The 17,538-nt window shown below is 43.6% G+C and carries 23 protein-coding genes and 1 pseudogene; all 24 read right to left on the bottom strand.

Translation table 11 applies throughout. The features are described from left to right. Window positions 1-666 (bottom strand): annotated as a pseudogene (locus tag BEP19_RS11195) (hypothetical protein); the annotation flags it as partial. 12 nt (window positions 667-678) lie between these two features. Then, on the bottom strand, window positions 679-1,290 hold the full coding sequence (locus BEP19_RS11200) for a YmfQ family protein (RefSeq protein WP_120190008.1): 612 nt from the start codon (window positions 1,288-1,290) through the stop codon (window positions 679-681). A 3-nt stretch (window positions 1,291-1,293) separates the two neighbouring features. After that, complete coding sequence (locus BEP19_RS17840; RefSeq protein ID WP_211329345.1) at window positions 1,294-3,258, bottom strand: hypothetical protein; 1,965 nt, start codon at window positions 3,256-3,258, stop codon at window positions 1,294-1,296. 3 nt (window positions 3,259-3,261) lie between these two features. Beyond that, the gene (locus BEP19_RS11210; protein ID WP_120190009.1) at window positions 3,262-4,302 is read right to left on the bottom strand and encodes a baseplate J/gp47 family protein; all 1,041 of its coding nucleotides are present in this window, start codon (window positions 4,300-4,302) and stop codon (window positions 3,262-3,264) included. Then, the gene (locus BEP19_RS11215; RefSeq protein ID WP_120190010.1) at window positions 4,289-4,708 is read right to left on the bottom strand and encodes a DUF2634 domain-containing protein; all 420 of its coding nucleotides are present in this window, start codon (window positions 4,706-4,708) and stop codon (window positions 4,289-4,291) included. The genes BEP19_RS11210 and BEP19_RS11215 overlap by 14 nt, the downstream gene beginning before the upstream one ends. Further along, window positions 4,684-5,112: a DUF2577 domain-containing protein gene (locus BEP19_RS11220; protein WP_245983523.1), complete on the bottom strand. Its 429-nt coding sequence runs from the start codon at window positions 5,110-5,112 to the stop codon at window positions 4,684-4,686. Before BEP19_RS11220 ends, BEP19_RS11215 begins: the two co-directional genes overlap by 25 nt. A gap of 2 nt (window positions 5,113-5,114) precedes the next feature. Further along, entirely contained in the window at window positions 5,115-6,074 is a 960-nt protein-coding gene (locus tag BEP19_RS11225) for an XkdQ/YqbQ family protein (protein ID WP_120190012.1), read from the bottom strand. Next, the gene (locus BEP19_RS11230) at window positions 6,075-6,755 is read right to left on the bottom strand and encodes a LysM peptidoglycan-binding domain-containing protein (RefSeq protein ID WP_120190013.1); all 681 of its coding nucleotides are present in this window, start codon (window positions 6,753-6,755) and stop codon (window positions 6,075-6,077) included. It abuts the gene before it with no gap. Next, on the bottom strand, window positions 6,752-9,223 hold the full coding sequence (locus BEP19_RS11235) for a tape measure protein (protein ID WP_120190014.1): 2,472 nt from the start codon (window positions 9,221-9,223) through the stop codon (window positions 6,752-6,754). The genes BEP19_RS11230 and BEP19_RS11235 overlap by 4 nt, the downstream gene beginning before the upstream one ends. Window positions 9,224-9,342: 119 nt before the next feature. After that, the gene (locus tag BEP19_RS11240) at window positions 9,343-9,915 is read right to left on the bottom strand and encodes a DUF4352 domain-containing protein (RefSeq protein ID WP_120190015.1); all 573 of its coding nucleotides are present in this window, start codon (window positions 9,913-9,915) and stop codon (window positions 9,343-9,345) included. A gap of 252 nt (window positions 9,916-10,167) precedes the next feature. Then, window positions 10,168-10,569: a phage tail assembly chaperone gene (locus BEP19_RS11250; protein WP_120190017.1), complete on the bottom strand. Its 402-nt coding sequence runs from the start codon at window positions 10,567-10,569 to the stop codon at window positions 10,168-10,170. Window positions 10,570-10,581: 12 nt separating this feature from the next. Next, a complete protein-coding gene (locus tag BEP19_RS11255) occupies window positions 10,582-11,049 on the bottom strand; it encodes a phage tail tube protein (RefSeq protein WP_120190018.1) in 468 nt (155 codons plus the stop codon). 13 nt (window positions 11,050-11,062) lie between these two features. Further along, a complete protein-coding gene (locus BEP19_RS11260) occupies window positions 11,063-12,373 on the bottom strand; it encodes a phage tail sheath C-terminal domain-containing protein (protein ID WP_120190019.1) in 1,311 nt (436 codons plus the stop codon). Next, window positions 12,374-12,556, bottom strand: coding sequence for a hypothetical protein (locus BEP19_RS11265; protein WP_120190020.1), 183 nt, complete (start codon window positions 12,554-12,556; stop codon window positions 12,374-12,376). Next, on the bottom strand, window positions 12,549-12,962 hold the full coding sequence (locus BEP19_RS11270; RefSeq protein ID WP_120190021.1) for a phage tail terminator family protein: 414 nt from the start codon (window positions 12,960-12,962) through the stop codon (window positions 12,549-12,551). The genes BEP19_RS11265 and BEP19_RS11270 overlap by 8 nt, the downstream gene beginning before the upstream one ends. Continuing rightward, window positions 12,952-13,350 carry an HK97 gp10 family phage protein gene (locus BEP19_RS11275; RefSeq protein ID WP_120190022.1) on the bottom strand — a complete coding sequence of 133 codons (399 nt, stop codon included), beginning with the start codon at window positions 13,348-13,350 and terminating at the stop codon, window positions 12,952-12,954. The genes BEP19_RS11270 and BEP19_RS11275 overlap by 11 nt, the downstream gene beginning before the upstream one ends. Next, window positions 13,350-13,703: a hypothetical protein gene (locus tag BEP19_RS11280; protein ID WP_120190023.1), complete on the bottom strand. Its 354-nt coding sequence runs from the start codon at window positions 13,701-13,703 to the stop codon at window positions 13,350-13,352. Before BEP19_RS11280 ends, BEP19_RS11275 begins: the two co-directional genes overlap by 1 nt. A 1-nt stretch (window position 13,704) precedes the next feature. Then, on the bottom strand, window positions 13,705-14,049 hold the full coding sequence (locus tag BEP19_RS11285) for a head-tail connector protein (protein ID WP_120190024.1): 345 nt from the start codon (window positions 14,047-14,049) through the stop codon (window positions 13,705-13,707). 8 nt (window positions 14,050-14,057) lie between these two features. After that, entirely contained in the window at window positions 14,058-14,252 is a 195-nt protein-coding gene (locus BEP19_RS11290; protein WP_147393793.1) for an SAP domain-containing protein, read from the bottom strand. An 87-nt stretch (window positions 14,253-14,339) separates the two neighbouring features. Continuing rightward, window positions 14,340-15,362: a major capsid protein gene (locus BEP19_RS11295; protein WP_120190026.1), complete on the bottom strand. Its 1,023-nt coding sequence runs from the start codon at window positions 15,360-15,362 to the stop codon at window positions 14,340-14,342. Window positions 15,363-15,375: 13 nt separating this feature from the next. Continuing rightward, window positions 15,376-15,690 carry a hypothetical protein gene (locus BEP19_RS11300; protein WP_120190027.1) on the bottom strand — a complete coding sequence of 105 codons (315 nt, stop codon included), beginning with the start codon at window positions 15,688-15,690 and terminating at the stop codon, window positions 15,376-15,378. Between the two features lie 20 nt (window positions 15,691-15,710). Beyond that, window positions 15,711-16,301 (bottom strand): phage scaffolding protein, encoded by a 591-nt coding sequence (locus tag BEP19_RS11305; RefSeq protein WP_120190028.1) that lies wholly within the window; start codon window positions 16,299-16,301, stop codon window positions 15,711-15,713. Window positions 16,302-16,435: 134 nt separating this feature from the next. Continuing rightward, window positions 16,436-16,609, bottom strand: a complete 174-nt coding sequence (locus tag BEP19_RS17690) for a hypothetical protein (protein WP_170145354.1) — start codon at window positions 16,607-16,609, stop codon at window positions 16,436-16,438. Between the two features lie 11 nt (window positions 16,610-16,620). Beyond that, window positions 16,621-17,520: a minor capsid protein gene (locus tag BEP19_RS11310; RefSeq protein WP_170145355.1), complete on the bottom strand. Its 900-nt coding sequence runs from the start codon at window positions 17,518-17,520 to the stop codon at window positions 16,621-16,623. Between the last annotated feature and the right edge of the window lie 18 nt (window positions 17,521-17,538).

Here is a 17,538-nt window from a genome sequence, read left to right on the forward strand (position 1 = left end):
AAGTGTCACATCGCCAGTCCTACCAGCTACACTTTTAACAGGAGCAAACTTATCAATCGCCTGCTTCGTCCTAAGCGGGGTCATATATTTAGCATTAGAGCTGCCCGCCTGTGCTTCCGATTGAGTCGCAACCCCATAGTCTATCAGGTTGCCCAATCCCACTTGTTCTTTAGTAACATTATTCGGATTGTCTCGTCTTGCTGCGTATGCGTCGACCTTGGCCTGTGCTCCTGCTGGCGTCTCTTTGGATTCAAGGGCGGCTTGTAAACCCGTAATTTCTGCGAGCGTATGGCCGTGACTGCTCGGCGTAAAACTACTAGGCTTTCCTGTAATTTGACCCCAGCTATGTGAGTGCGAAGCCGCGGCGAAACGACTGTCTAAATTAGAAAGAGCCTGCCCGCCTACCTTTTCCGCATCCCCTACGCGACCACTCGAATTAGTCACAGCCAATCGATTCGCTTGCGCGCCTCCCGCTGTTGTCTTTGCCGCTGAATCAATTCCAGCTAAAGGTATAGGCGCCCCATCTCCTGCCGCTCCCGTGTGCTTATGGCCCGCTGATCCCGCGAACTTACTGTCAATAATATCGGCGTTTTGGTTTAAATCATTGATATCTACCGTGTCCGTTCCTTCGGGCTTGTTCAAATTTAAGTTAGATGTTTTTAACACATTTCATCCCCCTTACTCATAAACTCGTAAATCATTCCATGTCATCGTCCGCGCATCGCCCCACGTAAGTTCCGATATTTTATCCCACCATGTGTACGTATACTTAAAGCTGTACGCGAGGTGAGCAGGCTTGATATTGTCGATGGCGTCAATTAAGCCACTCATGTTAGGCGGGATCCCCCTCACGCCGATAAATTGGATTTCGAAGCGATATTCCCTAGGATATTCGTGAACCTCGACTTCCCCGCCTGAGAATGCTTGGGCAACGTTCTTAATCATTTCTTTTGTTGTTGTTCCAGCACCGCGCATTTTAGCCCTTATGATTTCACGCCGTCGCACAAATGTCTTTGAACGGTCCGTATGAATCCCAAACTCACGCTCCCATATATCAAGGCCCCAAGTGGCAGTTTCGATGTAAAGCTGATTCAATATATCGTCAATGGACGAGTAGATTTGTTCTAGCTCATCCTCGTTAACCTCTTGTATAGCTCTAATCTCAAGTATGTCTTTATAAAATCGCGGCAGGTACGACATCAAATCAGGGCGATAACCTTGAATATCATCGGAGGTAGCGCTAGGTTGTCCGCTGTATAAAAATGTTCCGTACTGACCTGTTCCGTACATCGGTTACACCCCCTTTAGCTGATTCCAAGTGATGGGGCCAGCAGGCATCATGTCCTCAGGTGCGGGAGTCCAATCGGTTGCTTTGTGGCCTTTTTCAAGTTTCAGCTCTTTAAAGTGAACAATATTTCTTTCATATTCATTAGAGTTGAATCGTATCGTGTTAATTGTTAAATAATATCTATTTGCAGGAACAGTAAAAGTCAATTCTGAATATCCTTCGCTATTTGGTGTTATCGGATTTCCATAAAAATCATTTCTAGGGGTTGATGAACCTCTTGATTCAGTTAGACGCGCCATAATATATACATTTTTGGAGTTTATAGAATTAGATTTTAAACACACCTTAACCGTATAAGTTTCTCCTGGTTGTACTGGCATATCAAGATGTGAGCGATCTGAATCCCAATCCCCCCACCCATGAGTACGATCATAAGTTTTAAATTCATCACTAGTGTTTTTCAATAAATTACGTCCACCTATTTCAATAGCGTCAATCTTTGCCTGTGCCCCCGCTGGCGTTTCTTTAGAATCCAGTGCGTCTTGCAATCCCGTAATATTTCCAATTATGTGCGGATGGCTAGATGGAGGAAACGTACTCGGCCTGCCCGTTACCCCTGCCCAGGGAACGCTATCCGCGGTTTCAGCTGCATCTACTTTTCCGTTATTGTTTTTGTCATAGACAGCTTTCGTCATGTCGCCATAACCCGCGTTGCCAAGCTCGGATTGCGTCACGTAATTTTCATCATTTGTTAGCTGGCTTACTTTCGTTGGCTTAATGCTATCTGCGTATGATTTGGCATTGGTTTCAGCCGCATTTGCCTTAGTTTGGGCGCCATTGGTTGTTTCAAGCTCAATCCAACTTCCCCAGACTCTATTTTCCCTTGTACGAAAGAAGAATCTGCTGGCTCTACCCACCATTTGAAATGCATATGCATTATTATTCCTATTTATATGAACCCCATAAATAGTACCATTACCTGGCAGACCTCCTGGGGCATTATCTATTCCATTATAAAATCCAGTAGCGAGGCTATCATCGTTCCAGTCTATACCTCGAATATCCGATGCACCTAAACCAAAACCCTTCGCCCATTCAATAGCGTTTTGCTCTGCTTTATCTGCCTTACTTTGGGCACCTAACGGTGTTTCTTTTGCGTTCCATGACGCCTTTTCAACATCGCTAGAGAATCTTTTGTTCGGGGTTTCTGTTATCATGTCCGCTGGATGTGTAGATGGATGTGTGTACTTGTTCGCCCCTGCCTCCACTCCCGCGAGCTTGCCCTTTTCGGCTGTCGTAAAGTCCTCGGTACTTAATCCTTTGCCAACAACCTTATCAACTTTTTCAGCCAAGGAATTAGTCACAGTCGCGGCAAAGTCTGGGTCCTCATCTAACGCTCTAGCTATCTTGCCGAGTGTGTCCAGCGCTTCGGGAGCAGCGTCGATGATGTCCTCTATCTTTTGCAACACTTCTTCTTTCGTGTATACCTGATCTTTGTCGTACTTCTTATTCAATTCCGTATCTACATACGTTTTTTCAGCCTTAGTATCCTCGACGTCGGTTAGTCGTATATCTATTTCATCAACAGTCCGATCATTTTCCGACTTATACCGATCTACTTCCTCTTGCGTGGCGGTCATACTATCTTGCAAACGGTTAATGTCTTCCGCTTCCACCTGATCACCGATAGTTTCATATGTCACATAAACGACGTCCGCGTCCGAGAAGACTTTTACATGCCGTTTCCAAGGAGTTTCTGATGGTGTCGATATAAAATAACTGTCTACTTTCGAGCCTGTTAACTTCGGTCCCGTATAAAACTGGACGCTTTCATTTCTAGCATTGTCATGCTCTAAATACCCTTCGTAAATCCCACCAACCAACTGCAGCTCTTCTTCAATTACATATACCCCATCTTGCTTCTTGTTTAATTTATCAACAAAATGATCGATAGATTGAGGATATGTCAATAGCTACACCTCCATTGCAATAGCTCCTAAAATCGGCACATCTTCTTCATGCAACGATACATTAGCCGCCGCATTATTAATGTATAAATCTGAATAGTCCAAAACGCCCGGTGTACTTAATAAGATGGATCCAACTTTACCGAAGCTAACGTATAAATCTTTAAAAGCAATCTCTTTAAGGTGCTCATCCATTAGGTTCATAAATTTCTCGCGAATGTCCTGCAGGGTAAAACCCTCTACCATCCTAATTTTTGAGCTTATATTAATCAGCTTTTCTCTTGCGGAAATAACCGTGACTTCCGCGGTAACTGGACGTACATTTTCAATATGATCAAATGTGGCTGAAACCAAGACAGGATCAGCAGGCTTCTTTTCAGTATTGACGATCACAACCTTCACAGTGCCCGGGCCATCCCATAGAGGGAAAGCTTTTGCATCCCCAACGCCTGGAATCTCTTTCGCCCACATTTCATAATGAGCCTTGTTTCCGCTCGTAGCAGGAAGGCGCACATTCTCAAAGTACCGTTGACGCAACGAATCATCCGTTTCTCCATCCTCGCCTGGTATTAAGACTTCTTTCAGTTCGGCTCTCCCTAAGTTTTGGATGGATTCTGTTGGTAGCAAATCTCCAAAATCATGATTTCCAACAGATCCAGCTGTACCCGATCTAGCCTGATAACTTCCAGGCTCCATCATTTCAATGATTTCATAGGATATATCACCTAAAAAGAACCTACTGCCTGCAGGAACGTTATGATGCGGATCACCGTCTGCATTTGTGATCAAGACTTTTCGAATAGAGAAAGTAGCTTCTTTGCGGTAAACACCACGCTCTGCCACTCGACGATCAAGATCCTCACCATCTGCCGTATCTGCAAAAACCCTTCGCAGTAGAAGATCCATATTGGCATAAGCTTCAGCAAGTTCCATTGCGGTCGGGGCCAGCGAGTCATAAATAATTGAACCTTCCCTTTTATCAACGTTCTCAGGAACCCGATCCAGCATTTCTTTTAGGATAGAATCAAATGTCTTATGACTGAACAAATGGAATCCCCTCCCTCAACACTTCAACGTCACCATAGATTGTGATTGCGGTTAGGCTTACATAGGCTTCGTCTTTCTCAAATTCAAGCCTAAAGTTCTCGATTGAGGTGATTCTTTCGTCTTGCAGCAATGCTTCCTTAATTCGTCTTGGCAGTTCCCCTTGAACAAAAAGGCGCTCGTGCCCGATCATGTTCTGAAAGCCATAATCATCTGAATAAATTAGATGGGCAAACCGATGGGTATTCAACACTTTATATATCGCTTGTTCCATCGCTTTCCTTCGATCAATAAAACCAACGCATCGCCCCCGCTCAAAGTCCAACTTATACGTTCGAGTAGGTAATTCAGCCTCGCTCACAACCTCAAAATCTTCCGTTACCGTTATGTTTCCTGTGGGTAGGACCAAACCTCCTCACCTCTCTTATATCGATCTAAAACTAAAAAGCGGTGTCCTCCTTGCACTCGGAGCAACACCACTTTATCACCTGTTTTTAATCCATCTTGCATTATTAATTTGACGTAATCGTGCTGATATTTTGTATATGGTGGTTCGCCATCATCGCTATCCAACATGTCGTGATCTGTTCTATCACCAAGGTTTCGTGTAGCCATTTCCTCATGATGGATAGACACAATTCGTTCATGCCGCGTCAAATGCTCGGCAACATCTAAAAAATCAGCTGTTAGCTTTAATTTCTCATGGATGCGTACCTCTAACGGCTTCGTGCTCTCAATTGTACCGTATAACACATTGACGGGATTTGTAGCCATGACTGCGGCGACGGCTGCTCTTTTAACATTGTCTAACATTGTTATATCACCTTGGCTTTCAATTCCATCGTATGGACGCCCTCGTTCCATTTGTGGGCACATTCGTCAATCATCATGTATTCCTCGATCCCAAGCTTCTCGATATACAAATAGACCATTCGACCAGCACGCACTTTCCAATTACCCAAGCACGACAATTCTAGCGTTTTGGTCTCTTTGTTAAGGACGTTGATAGACCGCTCCAAAAGTTCCTTGATTTGAGCATCGGTCATCTTCTCGTCAACAATGCGATACTGTTGGAGAAGCCCCCATTTCGCGATGTTGGCGGAGTCTTGAGCGATAAAGGATTCACGTTTTCCCTTTTCTTTGTTGTCCCGAACAAACTTAATACGGTTGTATGTCTCCTTATCAATCGATTTGATATACTCCCAATCATAGAGTAGGCTATCTTCCCCTATGTAAAAATCGTCTGCCGGAATGACTAGATTAAGAATATTCCGCAGATCCAACATCCCGTAGTTATCAAACAAGACAAAGTTTCTGTTTGACTTGATTAAAGTGGTATCCAAAAATTTAACCACAACATCGAACGCCTCTTTATCATCCTCAACGATGCCTGGGACGACATATCCCGTATTCTCAAACACTCCGACCTTTAGGCCCAATCTATTTGCGATGTTCTTTATAGCAACTGTCGCTGTGGAAGAAGGCATCACGTAGGTATCCTGATTCTTCAAATAGCGAAGTTGGTCATACGCCTTAATGGACATATCGCCGCTTCTCTTGATCCCATCCTCAAAAACATAGCCGTAAAAGATTTTGTTATCCCCGTCTATTGCGCGGATGATAGCCCCGCTTTCAACAGGGAACTCTAGAGGATTGTCATTGAATAAGCCAGCTTCAAACACACTAGCCTTACCAATCCGCTCCGTTTTCCACTCGAATTCCTTGACGGGAATATCAAAGACTTCGCCTTTTCGATTATCAAGCAAAATTTCCATTTATTTCACCCACGTTGGCGGGATTTTCAATTTTAAGCCGATAGGAAGCTTCCTGATCTGGCTGTTTTGAATCCCGTTTAACTTTTGTAGCTCAGGGTAGTTATTCCCGTTACCCGTATACTTTTGAGCCACCTTCCACAGGCTATCACCTGCAATAAGTGTATATGTCTGCGGAACAACCTTTTTGTTTTGCGGTGGGGGCGCTTCCTTCTTGGTTGCAGTCGTTGGCGCCGGGGTGTCAGGTTTCGGCGTTTCGATGATTAGCTTCTTCGGAGCAAAAGGGACATACTTCTTTAAAGACATTGTGAAGTTTACGTCAGCGGTTCCGAAGGATTCGTCGTATTCAAAATTCTCAATTGTAACCAGTTCGTTGATCGCGAAGGAGCCGTTCACGTAGGTATATCGAACCCGTGTTTTTTCTTCCATCCACTTTTCAAACTTCTCAATGTAAAAAGATGGATCCTTGAACTCCGTTTCAAGAAAATGATAGTCTTGAGCGGGAAAGAATCCCTCTAGATCAAACTCTTTTAACTCAACATCCTTGGGCACGTTTACCGTTCCTAGCTTGGCAATCTTAAATGTTTCGCCATCCGCTTGATTCTTCGCATTGATGGTAGGCGGATTCACGGGCAGTTGAATCCTTTCCGTATCGTTGTTTACGCTAAAAAAGACACCCCTCACGCCTCCACCACCCCTTCAACACTACGCTCCATTTCATCTTCAAAGTTCTTGTTGATCTTATCGACGATCTTATCTATATCCGCTTCTTCCCGAATTGTGAGATCACCAAAAGAAACTGTTGGGGTTAACGTGATAGATACGTCTTGAATCGACTTTCTATCCGCGTATTCCAGCAACAGTTTCAAATCCTCATCTGCTATGTTTATTTTATCGTCTATCTTACCGATTTTGTCCAGCTTACCGCCCGTTGGATTTTTCCCCTTATCACCGCCAGCTAATTCATTAGCCGTTGGATCTAAGTTTTGAGCGGCATCCATTAATTCCAATACCTCTTTAGGTCCGCTGTCGTAACCCTCTAGCGCATTTGAAATGCCCTTTAGACTTCTTGTAACACCCTTAGATAAATCGGAACCAGCATCATATCCCTTGTTAAATGCGTCCCCCATGTTCATGTAGTCAAGTCTTTCTAATTTCTTGTACTCAGGCATGGTTGGCATATTTGACGCGGCATAACTACCAGACATGTTCGACCGCCCGAAACTAACAGGCGCGGCTTGAATCGGTTCAGATAATTTTGCTTGCATAGCTGTTATTGCGTTTGTCGCTCGGCTGAAATTTACACTTAGATCCACTTCGCCAACGGAATCAATATTTAGTCCAAAGGCACTGTTGAGCCATCCTATAAGTTTGTTCGCGCCACTAATGGCTCCGTTTATAAGATTGGATATAGACTCCAACGCTCTATTTACCATGCTTTCTGTACCCGACACAACACCACTCATGACATTAAGCGTGCCTTGTCCCATGTTGTAAAAAGCCATTTGAACCGCGTATGTACCACGATTCCACGTATTGACTAGGAATTCAGCAGCAACCATCGTGCCATTTATAATGCCATCAAGGATAGATAAGACTAGTACTGATAATCCAAACCACAGCATTTGTATTAAAAATATCGTTCCAAACCAACCGTTCATGATTAATTCAAGGACTAATAATATAAAATTGCTAATGCCTATAATGATATTCATAATTGCCGCACCTAACCAATAGAAAGATCCCACAATCGCACCAACAACCATCGCTGTTTTTTCGCTCCATGCAATCGTTGCGTAGATCACTAGGGCGATAGCTGCAACGATGGCTAGGATGATCCATGTTGCAGGATTTGCGGCCATAGCTGTGTTGTAGGCCCACTGTGCTGCAGTTGCTAATAATGTGTACGATCTAATAACCAACATCCGAAGCGCCACTGCGGATAAAGCAAATCCTATAATAAATAGTATTGGTGCAATCCATGACCAGTTATCAGAGAAGATCCCAGCGACCCATAGGGCTGCTTGTCCAACGCCTGAAAGAATCCATGCTACAGAGGTTAACCCTATCCCTATAACAGAAAGAATATGATCCAATTTATTTGATTCTACCGCATGGTTGAACATTTCGATTAACGGTATAAACGCCGCTATCGCGGGACCCAAATGTTGAGGTATTTTTTTAATCAATTCCGTTACAGTGCCAATCCCTTTCGTTATTGGTTCGGTTAAGTTTTCCAGCATGGCTTCTCCCGCGTTACGAATTGCCGACCGCATAGAATCCAATGCGCCTAATACCGTGCCCTTAACGCCAGCCATTGAACCACCGAACTGCTCATTAATGCCTTCAACGACAGCAGCTATTGCTTCGCCAGCACTAACAGCTCCTTTGGTTACTCGCTTTTCCATCTCCTCGATGGACACATCAAAATGTTTAGCAAGCATCCCCATAGCCTCTACACCAACATCTTGGAAGCGACGAATCTCCCCTAAAGTAGCCTTACCAGCCAACTGGATGGAACCGAATATATCAGCTAGTCTCATCATTTCATCCTTACCTTTACCGAGCCCGGCCACCGCATCACCTATAGACTGCATGATGGGGAAAGTGTTTTGTGCAGCAACGCCCATAGCGATCATGTTTCTACTAGATTCCAACAGGTCAGGATATGCAAAAGGGGTTTTTAAAGCGAAAGCATACATATCATCCATGTACTTCTTTGCTTTTTCGGCACTCCCTAAAAATATAGTGAATGCAGCTTCCGTGCTTTGCCTAAATGCAATCATTTCAAAACCACGTGAAAGCATATTCGATATCATATTTTTAGCTGCATTGAATGCTTTATAAGCACCCACAGCAGCCAATATCCCAGTTGCATACGACTTTATCGTTGATAGCCCATCACCTAGAGAATTATTAAACCTATCCTGATTTCGGGTGGCTTGCTCTATAGCACGACCAGTATTTTGCATAGAGGATTGCAGCCGTTCAAGATCTGCCGAAGCATTGGTTATGTTCTTCCTTGCATTAGCTAAGCTTTTCTGGTCTAGCTGTTGCGTGGTAGAGTCCATTTGCTCCATAACCTTGATCGTACTTTCCATAGCCCGCATGATCTTCATCATCGGACCTGTTAATCGATCTTGGAGAGACATGGTCGTTTGTGCTCCTGACAATTTCTCACCAACTTTCGAGTAAAATAAAAAGAGAACAACCGATTAAGGCGTTCTCTTTTAAAATGAAACACTTTACTTTTTTGGAGCAAAAACTGCTCCTATCTTAATTTAATATGAATTTCATCCTTACCGTTTTTTAGGTTAAGGGTTATGCTTTCGGAAGATGACTCGACTATTTCAGGCACTTTAATAACAACAAAACCGTCAGCTGTAGACAATGGTTGAACATTTTTATTGCTTAGATCCCCGTCTATCATAGTAATCAAATGGTTATACTCATATTTATCATCATACATAGCTTTTACTTTAGTACTCCCCGCCAAGCTCGTAAACGAATCTGCCTCCGTTCCATTATTAGTTACGGAAAACTTAAGAACTAGATACTTATCCCCTTCGTCGGCAGAAGAAGAAAATAAATCATCTTCGACAGATTGGTTAAACTCCCATGAATTTAACACTACTTTCCAATTATTCAAATCGAAATTTTCGCCGAATTCAATTAATGTTCCTTTAGATGATTCTTTTGTTCCTTTTCCATCATTATTGTTAGAATTGCTTATTTCCTCGCCGATTCCCTCATCGGGTGTATTAGCCACTTCTCCACTACCGCATCCAACCACAGCAACGGATAATGCAGCCGCTAAACTAATTGATTTCAGAGTTTTTTTCATCAATACTCCCCCTAGTTATTTTTTCCTATTTTATCATATATAACTAAAAGAGGATGACTTGCTACCTTCTCTTTCTATTAACTCGTCTCGCTTCTCGATCTTCTTTCTTGACTCGTATACCGATGCTTGCTATTACAAAAGCTTTTTCTTTCCGATCCATCTCGAAAAACTCCCGTGGCCTTATGCGAAGCTTTTGGAGGGCGTAATGAGCATATCCCGCTTCTGGATCCCGCTCATCAGGCCCTCCCTCTATTAGTTTTTTGCTTCTTCGACATCGTCGTTAATATCGTCCCCGATACCGCTAATCTCCATCACCTCTTCGAGGATTTGATTGGCTTCACCCGCTAAAAACATTTCAGCAAATAGGTTATCAGCCCCTCTAACGCCGTAGGAATTTTGTAACTCCTCATTGTTTAGGTCGGGTGATACGATAGACGCAACAGAAATTCCACGATTATACTTAATCGGATCGAATACACGCTCTTGCTTACCTTTACGACCTAGCTTATTAACAAAACAGTTCGATTTAATTTCATCATCTTCCTTAGAGCCAATGGGCCTTAATTCAATTAGTTCGTCAAATCGCTCCAACTTTAACTTAACATTTTCGGCCTGTCTAACATTACCTTTCATAAACGCCGCAAAACTACCCATTTTAAATCACTCCTAATCGTTAATTGGTCTGAATTGATCTAAGAAATCAAAGTCATCGAATGTGAAATCAGTAGAATCTTGCAAAAAGTCCTCACTGTCTCCATCAAGCGCCGCTATAAGCGCGCTATCAGGAACAACGTTTTTGATTAGAGCGGTCTGCTTGCCTGCTCTTGATGTAATATCAGCGTTAACCGCCTGTACGTCAAAGATCGGATAGCGACCTGTTCTGACATAATCTAAGGCCATACGGCGCATCTCTGGTCTATGATAGTAAAAGGACATTGAACCTGTACCCTCTGCCCCTACAATCTTAGACCCCTTCATTCGCTTGCCTACCGCACTAGCGGAAGCCTTAATATATTCAATACGTGCTTCAAAACTAATTAACTCCGCGTATTCATGTACCTGTCCATCAATCGTAATATATACCGTTCCTTCTTTTGCGCTGATGCCATCAGCATCTTGCATGTTTCTAGACATTCGTCAGCACCCCCTATTTACAATCAACTGTCATGTACAATTTCTCCATAGCATCAACAAATTTTAGTCCCATCGTTGCCAATACAGCATCTTTCTCAGCACCCTGCTCAAAGATCAATTCGTCGGGGTTGTAAGGCTCGATGGCCCCACGACGAACGAGTGGATCAAGCACAACAGACATGATTTGGCCTTTAAATAGGTTGCGTCCATCCTCGTTGTTATCTACCTTTCCAATGAAGAAGCGCGACCAAATGTGCTGTACGTTGTCAGATACAATATCCATCTGACGGACGATCTTACCTTTACGAAAGTCCTGATTCTTCTTCGGCGTGATGGAGCGGAACGTGTTAATGTCCTGTTCAACAACGACCTTGTCAATGCCATCCGCACCTTGGTTGTACGTAAAGACGATATGGCCCTCTTTCAAAGCTTTAATGATCTCGTCATTCGTCAACCGCTCACAATCCGTTGCCCCTGGATACTCCGCATAGGTGAGTGATTGCGTTCCTGCGCTTGCATAAGCCGCGCCATACCAGTAAACCGCTTCATCCGCGGGGATAAACTCGTCACCTAAGTAAACGCCATTTAAAACAGAAACAACACCCTCAAAATCTGCGGCGTTATAGTCATTCGTTATTAAATTGACGTTTTTCCCTTCGTTCTCTCTCCATTGTCTAATCTTAAGAGAAAATAACGTCTTGACAGTCTCGTCATCCGTTCCAATGGCGATTGATTTGAAAATCTGTGTATCCAGTCCTGCAGCAAGATCAGCCCACGCATCATTAGTCGCTTCCGTTGTATCGCCGCCCGTTAGGGTTAGCGTTGCGTCCTCGGTAGGCAAGTCACCACCGAACGTGACAAAAGCGTTAGGTTCTAGCTCTGCGGCTGTAGCAACCATTTGTGAATCCACTCGATCGCCATTGTAAAACGTTCGCACGATTGCTGAATCATCCAACCCAATAGAGACTGTTACCGTGATTTTATTACCGTCCGTGCCGCCATGGTCCGCAGTCGCTGTAAACGTACCGCTCGTTGCGGTTGCTTTGTCTCCCTCGCCGTTTAGGTTATAGACAATGACATTCCCATTACCTTTAAACGCTTCGCGGATTGGCTTTAACTCACCTAAAGACCTGCCGAGCAATTCAGTAAATCGTGTATTAGGCGATACCTTGATAAACTTTCCCGACTCACCCCAATCTAATTTAAGAGGGATGACGACTGCTCCGCCCGAATCTAACCCTGTTGCCACAAGATCATTGGTTTCAAAGTTCAGATATGCGCCCGGTCTTGCTTTATTTTGATGTTCCCATCGTCCACCAGCCATCTATTTAATCTCCTTTCGCTTCCAATCCTTCACGGTTTTGTCAACTTCCGCTTTCGTGTAGGTCTTTCCATCCTCCAACACTACCTGTAAGATCAGGCGCTCTTTTGAGTTGGCTTCTGCATCGATAAAAGCACTCTTGCTATATCTTCTTTGCTTTGTTTTTGGCGTTTCATCTTTACTCACTCGTCACACCCCCAAACTGCAATCTTTGCATTTTAATTCCTTCTTCCACTTCGCGAACAAGCTTCCTCACGCTAAACGTTATGACTAGGGTTCCGTCATGCTTTACGGATTCCAATCGATTCACATGGAACTGATTGCCGATGTAACGGAAATTCTCTTTGAATGTTTCGCTCACAATGTCGCACTCTGTATAAGCGTTGTGCTCGTCTTCTGGAAAGTAGGTCACGCTAATGAGATAGTCCCATTGCGACAACCGCCATAATTTACGTTCCTGCGTATCACTAATAATGAGCACCAAAAAAGCAGGAGTTCTAAGCCCCTGCCTGATCGGTTCATCGTATACGGTTATTCCATCGTAAACTTGCCTTATTTGCTGGATGATGAGCGTTTTTAGATTAGTTACCAAAGATCCTTCTCATCTCCTTTTCAATCTCTTTCTCCCACATGTTAGGAGCGATACGCTGCATTTCCTCTTCTGTGAGCTTGAGCATGAACTTCCCTTCGACCCAACCGACCGTCTTGCCAGCGACCACTTTCCGATGCCCCTTTTCAACGAAACTCGCGTACTCCGTCTGATTGTAAATCACAATGATGTACGTATCGCCCTTTTTAACCACGTCAGATTTCCAAGTGTTGCGAAGGTTCCCCGTATCAACGGGTGTCATCAGCTTTACTTTTCTCAATGCTAATTGAGCGATACGGTTAGCTACTCTATCTTGCGCTTTACCTGCTGCAATCCGAAACTCTAGCATTTTCTCTTTCAACTTCACTACCTCGCTATATTCAAACCCCATTAAGCGTACCCCTTACGTAAAAGCAAAACTTCTTGATGGGAGACATAGACAAAAGGCTCTTTAGCGGATTCATAAGAGACGCTATCCACGACAACCCGATCACCAGCTAATATTTCGTAATCGCTAGAGAGAAACATCTTTGTGTCATACTGGATCACGTTGGCATCACCTTGAAGGGTGTTGTTTAAGTTCGGGTTGGATAGGCGGCATGGAATATCTTCATGGACAGGAACCCAATCAACCCCCGTTGCCCGACTCGGTTTTTCGTATTCCATGTGACGGATGATTGTTGCTTTCCTGTCATACATAAACTCAACAGCTTTAGTAGCTTTCTCCATGATCGAGCGAATCATATTACCACCTAATCTTTCGGAATATATTCAATTGTTCTTTGTAGCTATATAGAATCGACTCCATTGAAAATTGGGACAGCTCCTTACGTTGTGCACCAAACTGAACCGTTGCATCCCCCTCTTTGATAGAGATGACCGAACCCAACGGAGCACTCTCTCCATCAGATTCGTTTTGCTTGTTGTATAGATCGACAACCATATTAGCAACGGTGAAATTTAATTCCTCTGGGATTGAACGTATGTTGCAGTAATTTTTTACAACCTGCTCTACTTCCGCTATCAACAAACTCAATTCGTCTTCTGAAACGTCTTTAAGTTTACTTTGAAGGATTTCGATGATTTTCACCTTACCACCTACTGTTCTTGCTCATCAGGTTCAATATGGGATTGGATAACCGTTAATATCTCATCTTTCTTATCAACACCGGTTAAGTCGATTCCTTTTGTTGCCGCGAACTCTTTTAATTCCGCAACAGTCATTTTAGAAATGTCTGTTTCAACTTCACCGATAATTTCAACAAGTGAATCATTTACATGTTCTTTATTCATAACAAACTCATCCCCCGCCAAGTATCTATTATCAAGATACCTGACAGGGAAATTCTTAACTTTAACCTCAACCATCCTCCACACCCCCTAAGCGATTGGCTGCGCTTGGAAAACTTCATCCGCAGCGGGGAAAGATGGTAATGCCGTAGCGACAGCCTTTGTCCAAGTAGAAACAGGATCTAAATTCTCCTCATAAACCATCGCGAGAACGTTACCTATCATATTGGTTTCAATCGAAGGATCTCGCGTTAGTCGAATTTCTTCGGCGGTAGGACCATAAATCGTTTCACCCAGAACATCATCGCCAAACATAACAAAGCTGTTATTCGGGAAATAGCGCACTCGCTCATACGTCCCATCCGCTTTTTGACGTCTGTATACTCGGTCATATGTCGCAATGACTGGCAGTTCGTGCTGTGTCATAAATGCGTTTAAATCTGCCCGTGTTGGAACGCGCATCGAATCCTTTCCGTATAACGCCCCGATAATACGAGGATGACGAAGCAAGGCGTTTAATACAGCTCGTGAAGTAAGGGCGCGTGTCGGTAGAACATCCAATGACTCTGCCCAACGCTCTAAGTCGCCGATGGGGTCAGAATCCTCGTTCGTCCATAAGCCATCACCTGATAAAGCTTCTTTGTTTTCCGTCGGAACCCCATAGTTAATCACAGCATTTAGATTGTTTTCGTTTAGCGTCACCGTTCCTTTAGCGAGCACCTCCATGCGCATGGCTTCCACGCGTGCTTTGACACCTTGCACCAAAACATCAATGTCGTTAAACACCTCTTGCATAAGGTATTGTTTCTCTGCTGCATCCCTTGGTTTTTCAAGAGCAATAATATCCTTTTCATCCAATTGTAATTTACGCTTAATCAACGCGAGTTCTAAAGCCTTCTTGCTTGCTTCTCGGCTGCCGATTTCAGCTTCTGTATTAAAAGCGTGAACACTCGCTACAACAGGAATCTTTCGCGCTCCTTTAATCTGGTCAAACTCTAAACTTTGTCGTTTCACTTCTGGAAACAAAGTCTCTCCAAGCAACGCTGGATACTCTCTGTTTTGTAAATAATTCAATACCTCTGCTTGGTTAAATAATTCTAAAACGTTCGGCATCTATATCGTCTCCTTATCGAAATTTAACTTCTTTCATAGCTTCTTTCGCTTCTTCTGTCGGTGCTTGTGGAAGTCTTTCCTCTAAGACATACCCCTCAACCAAGACTGCGCCGGGCTGTGGTCCTTGTGTAACATCAACGTCGTTAAACAGGATTCCAATCGCCGTTTCGTCATTTGCAGGATAAACAGTACCCGCTGGAACAACCTTTATCCCCTCTGCATTGGCTACAACCCCATCACCACTTACCTGATAGGTAAAATTAATAAACTTAGCACTGGCTAAAAAGTTGATTTGCTCTACTTTTCCGTAATCTTTTACGTATGGCATGTTTGTTTATGCTCCTTTCGTTAACCCCAAATGGAGTTTTCAGTATTAGTTTTACTTGATTCATTTGCGCTCTTAGCAAAATTGGCACCAACACTTTTTTCTGTTGGTTTCGTTTTCGTTTGACCATCGGCTGGAGTGAATCCCGCGAGTTTCGTTCCGCCGCCTTCATTTTGGACAAACAAAAAGGACTTCGATTCTTGCAGCGTTTTGATCTGCTCATCAAGTCCTTTGGCGACGTTGCCGTCTTCCCCTAATTCAATTGTTTCTTTGTCGATCAGCGAAGCAACCAGATCCGCATCATGCACCTTGCCAGCTAACGCTAGTTTTAATGCTGCTGATAGCTGAGTATCTTTCAACTTTGTTTCATATTCTGTCTTAGCTGTTTCATTATCTTCCTGCAACTCTGCGATTTTGGCTTTCAAACCCTCGGCATCAACCTTCTTCAATTCTTCAAGCTGCTGGTCCCGGTCCGCAATTTGAGTTTTCAAATCGTTAACTTCTTGGATTTTATCATCCAATCTGCTTTTAGGAATCATTTGACCAAAACCAGCTACAACTTTATCAGCTTGTTCCTCAGTTAGACCAAGCGCAATTAACTGTTCTTTATTCACTTTGTTTTCCTCCTAATTCGTGTTTTACAGGCAACGCCCTGTTAGGTTTGCTTTGTTCTTTAACGTCTGCAAACGCTAAAAAGACGAACGAATGCTAAAAAGCACCTCTTTTTCTAATGGGTGCTTTTTACAATTTACTTTTCACTTGTCAACTTTTTGAACCTCTCAACAAACTCTGCTTTTTGATCTTCGATTTCTTTTCTATCCCTTTTTTCATCAATCGAATTATAATGGATGCAGGCTCCTTCCGCTCTTTCCCATTCTCGCAACAAATCAGAGAACAATTTCTCTAGACTATCCTTTTCCATCCGAAACCTCCTTATTTGACATACTTATCATACCATTCTTCATACGTCATTGACTGAATCAAACCGTTAGCTGACTGCCTACGCTCACCCTCCATATACTCCGCTTCATCAAAGTAAGGAATGGTCGTTGTCCTACAGTTCGGATGAAAAGGTGGCGCCGTTTTCCCAGGCTCATAATCCTTCTCATCGTAGACCTGTCCATCTTGCCCGCGACAAATAGCAGATGTGCGCCTGTCCAACGTTGCCAATATCTCGTATTGATCGATACCAGCTTCAACATAAGCTTGTTGAGCCGCGTTGGTGTGAAAGAAGTTAGTCTCCGTTCGGATCAATGTTTCAGCTCTCGAACGAGAAACATCGGTTACCTCCATGATCGCCTTGGTGGTCCTCTGAATTGAGCGCCCAGTGGCGAAGCTTCTTTCAAGCTCCTTACGTATAGCCGCCAATGTTTGTTCTTGATGGCCCCATATCCTCTCGGAGAACTCCAATCCACTCCAATTGTAGGAAAGAATCTCTTTCATTGTCCTGTCCGTCAATACATCGATCGCACCAGAGACAACCCCCTGCTTCGCCAGATCGAACATCGTGTGATAGTAAGTACTTTGGTATACCTCGGTTAATCCGCTGTACGTGTGCTGTTGAAGGCTATTCAATCCGCCATACAACTCGATCATGCGCATTTCAATTTGTGCGTTCAGTCCTTCTAGTCGCGATATGCGAGTGCGGTAACTGATTTCGTTTAACAATAACTTGTACCTAGGGTTATCCGATAAAGAGAGTTCCCGAAATCTTTCCAAATCAGTTTCTTTAAAGGCCTGTACCTCTTTGGCAGTTAGATACTTCCTCGCCAATTCTATCGGCACTTGGTTTTCGACTGCATACTTGGCATAGAAGACCTCGATCTGCTGCAATATGTCCTGCTGTGCTTC

The sequence above is a fragment of the Ammoniphilus oxalaticus genome, from assembly GCF_003609605.1.
In the GTDB taxonomy this organism is placed as follows: Bacteria; Bacillota; Bacilli; order Aneurinibacillales; family RAOX-1; genus Ammoniphilus; species Ammoniphilus oxalaticus.

Excerpts from the sequence above, each read along its gene's own strand:
- BEP19_RS11200 (WP_120190008.1), bottom strand. The coding sequence starts at position 1,290 with ATGTACGGAACAGGTCAGTACGGAACATTTTTATACAGCGGACAACCT.
- BEP19_RS11220 (WP_245983523.1), bottom strand. The coding sequence starts at position 5,112 with ATGTTAGACAATGTTAAAAGAGCAGCCGTCGCCGCAGTCATGGCTACA.
- BEP19_RS11225 (WP_120190012.1), bottom strand. The coding sequence starts at position 6,074 with ATGGAAATTTTGCTTGATAATCGAAAAGGCGAAGTCTTTGATATTCCC.
- BEP19_RS11235 (WP_120190014.1), bottom strand. The coding sequence starts at position 9,223 with ATGTCTCTCCAAGATCGATTAACAGGTCCGATGATGAAGATCATGCGG.
- BEP19_RS11240 (WP_120190015.1), bottom strand. The coding sequence starts at position 9,915 with ATGAAAAAAACTCTGAAATCAATTAGTTTAGCGGCTGCATTATCCGTT.
- BEP19_RS11250 (WP_120190017.1), bottom strand. The coding sequence starts at position 10,569 with ATGGGTAGTTTTGCGGCGTTTATGAAAGGTAATGTTAGACAGGCCGAA.
- BEP19_RS11255 (WP_120190018.1), bottom strand. The coding sequence starts at position 11,049 with ATGTCTAGAAACATGCAAGATGCTGATGGCATCAGCGCAAAAGAAGGA.
- BEP19_RS11260 (WP_120190019.1), bottom strand. The coding sequence starts at position 12,373 with ATGGCTGGTGGACGATGGGAACATCAAAATAAAGCAAGACCGGGCGCA.
- BEP19_RS11275 (WP_120190022.1), bottom strand. The coding sequence starts at position 13,350 with ATGGGGTTTGAATATAGCGAGGTAGTGAAGTTGAAAGAGAAAATGCTA.
- BEP19_RS11280 (WP_120190023.1), bottom strand. The coding sequence starts at position 13,703 with ATGATTCGCTCGATCATGGAGAAAGCTACTAAAGCTGTTGAGTTTATG.
- BEP19_RS11290 (WP_147393793.1), bottom strand. The coding sequence starts at position 14,252 with ATGAATAAAGAACATGTAAATGATTCACTTGTTGAAATTATCGGTGAA.
- BEP19_RS11295 (WP_120190026.1), bottom strand. The coding sequence starts at position 15,362 with ATGCCGAACGTTTTAGAATTATTTAACCAAGCAGAGGTATTGAATTAT.
- BEP19_RS11300 (WP_120190027.1), bottom strand. The coding sequence starts at position 15,690 with ATGCCATACGTAAAAGATTACGGAAAAGTAGAGCAAATCAACTTTTTA.
- BEP19_RS17690 (WP_170145354.1), bottom strand. The coding sequence starts at position 16,609 with ATGGAAAAGGATAGTCTAGAGAAATTGTTCTCTGATTTGTTGCGAGAA.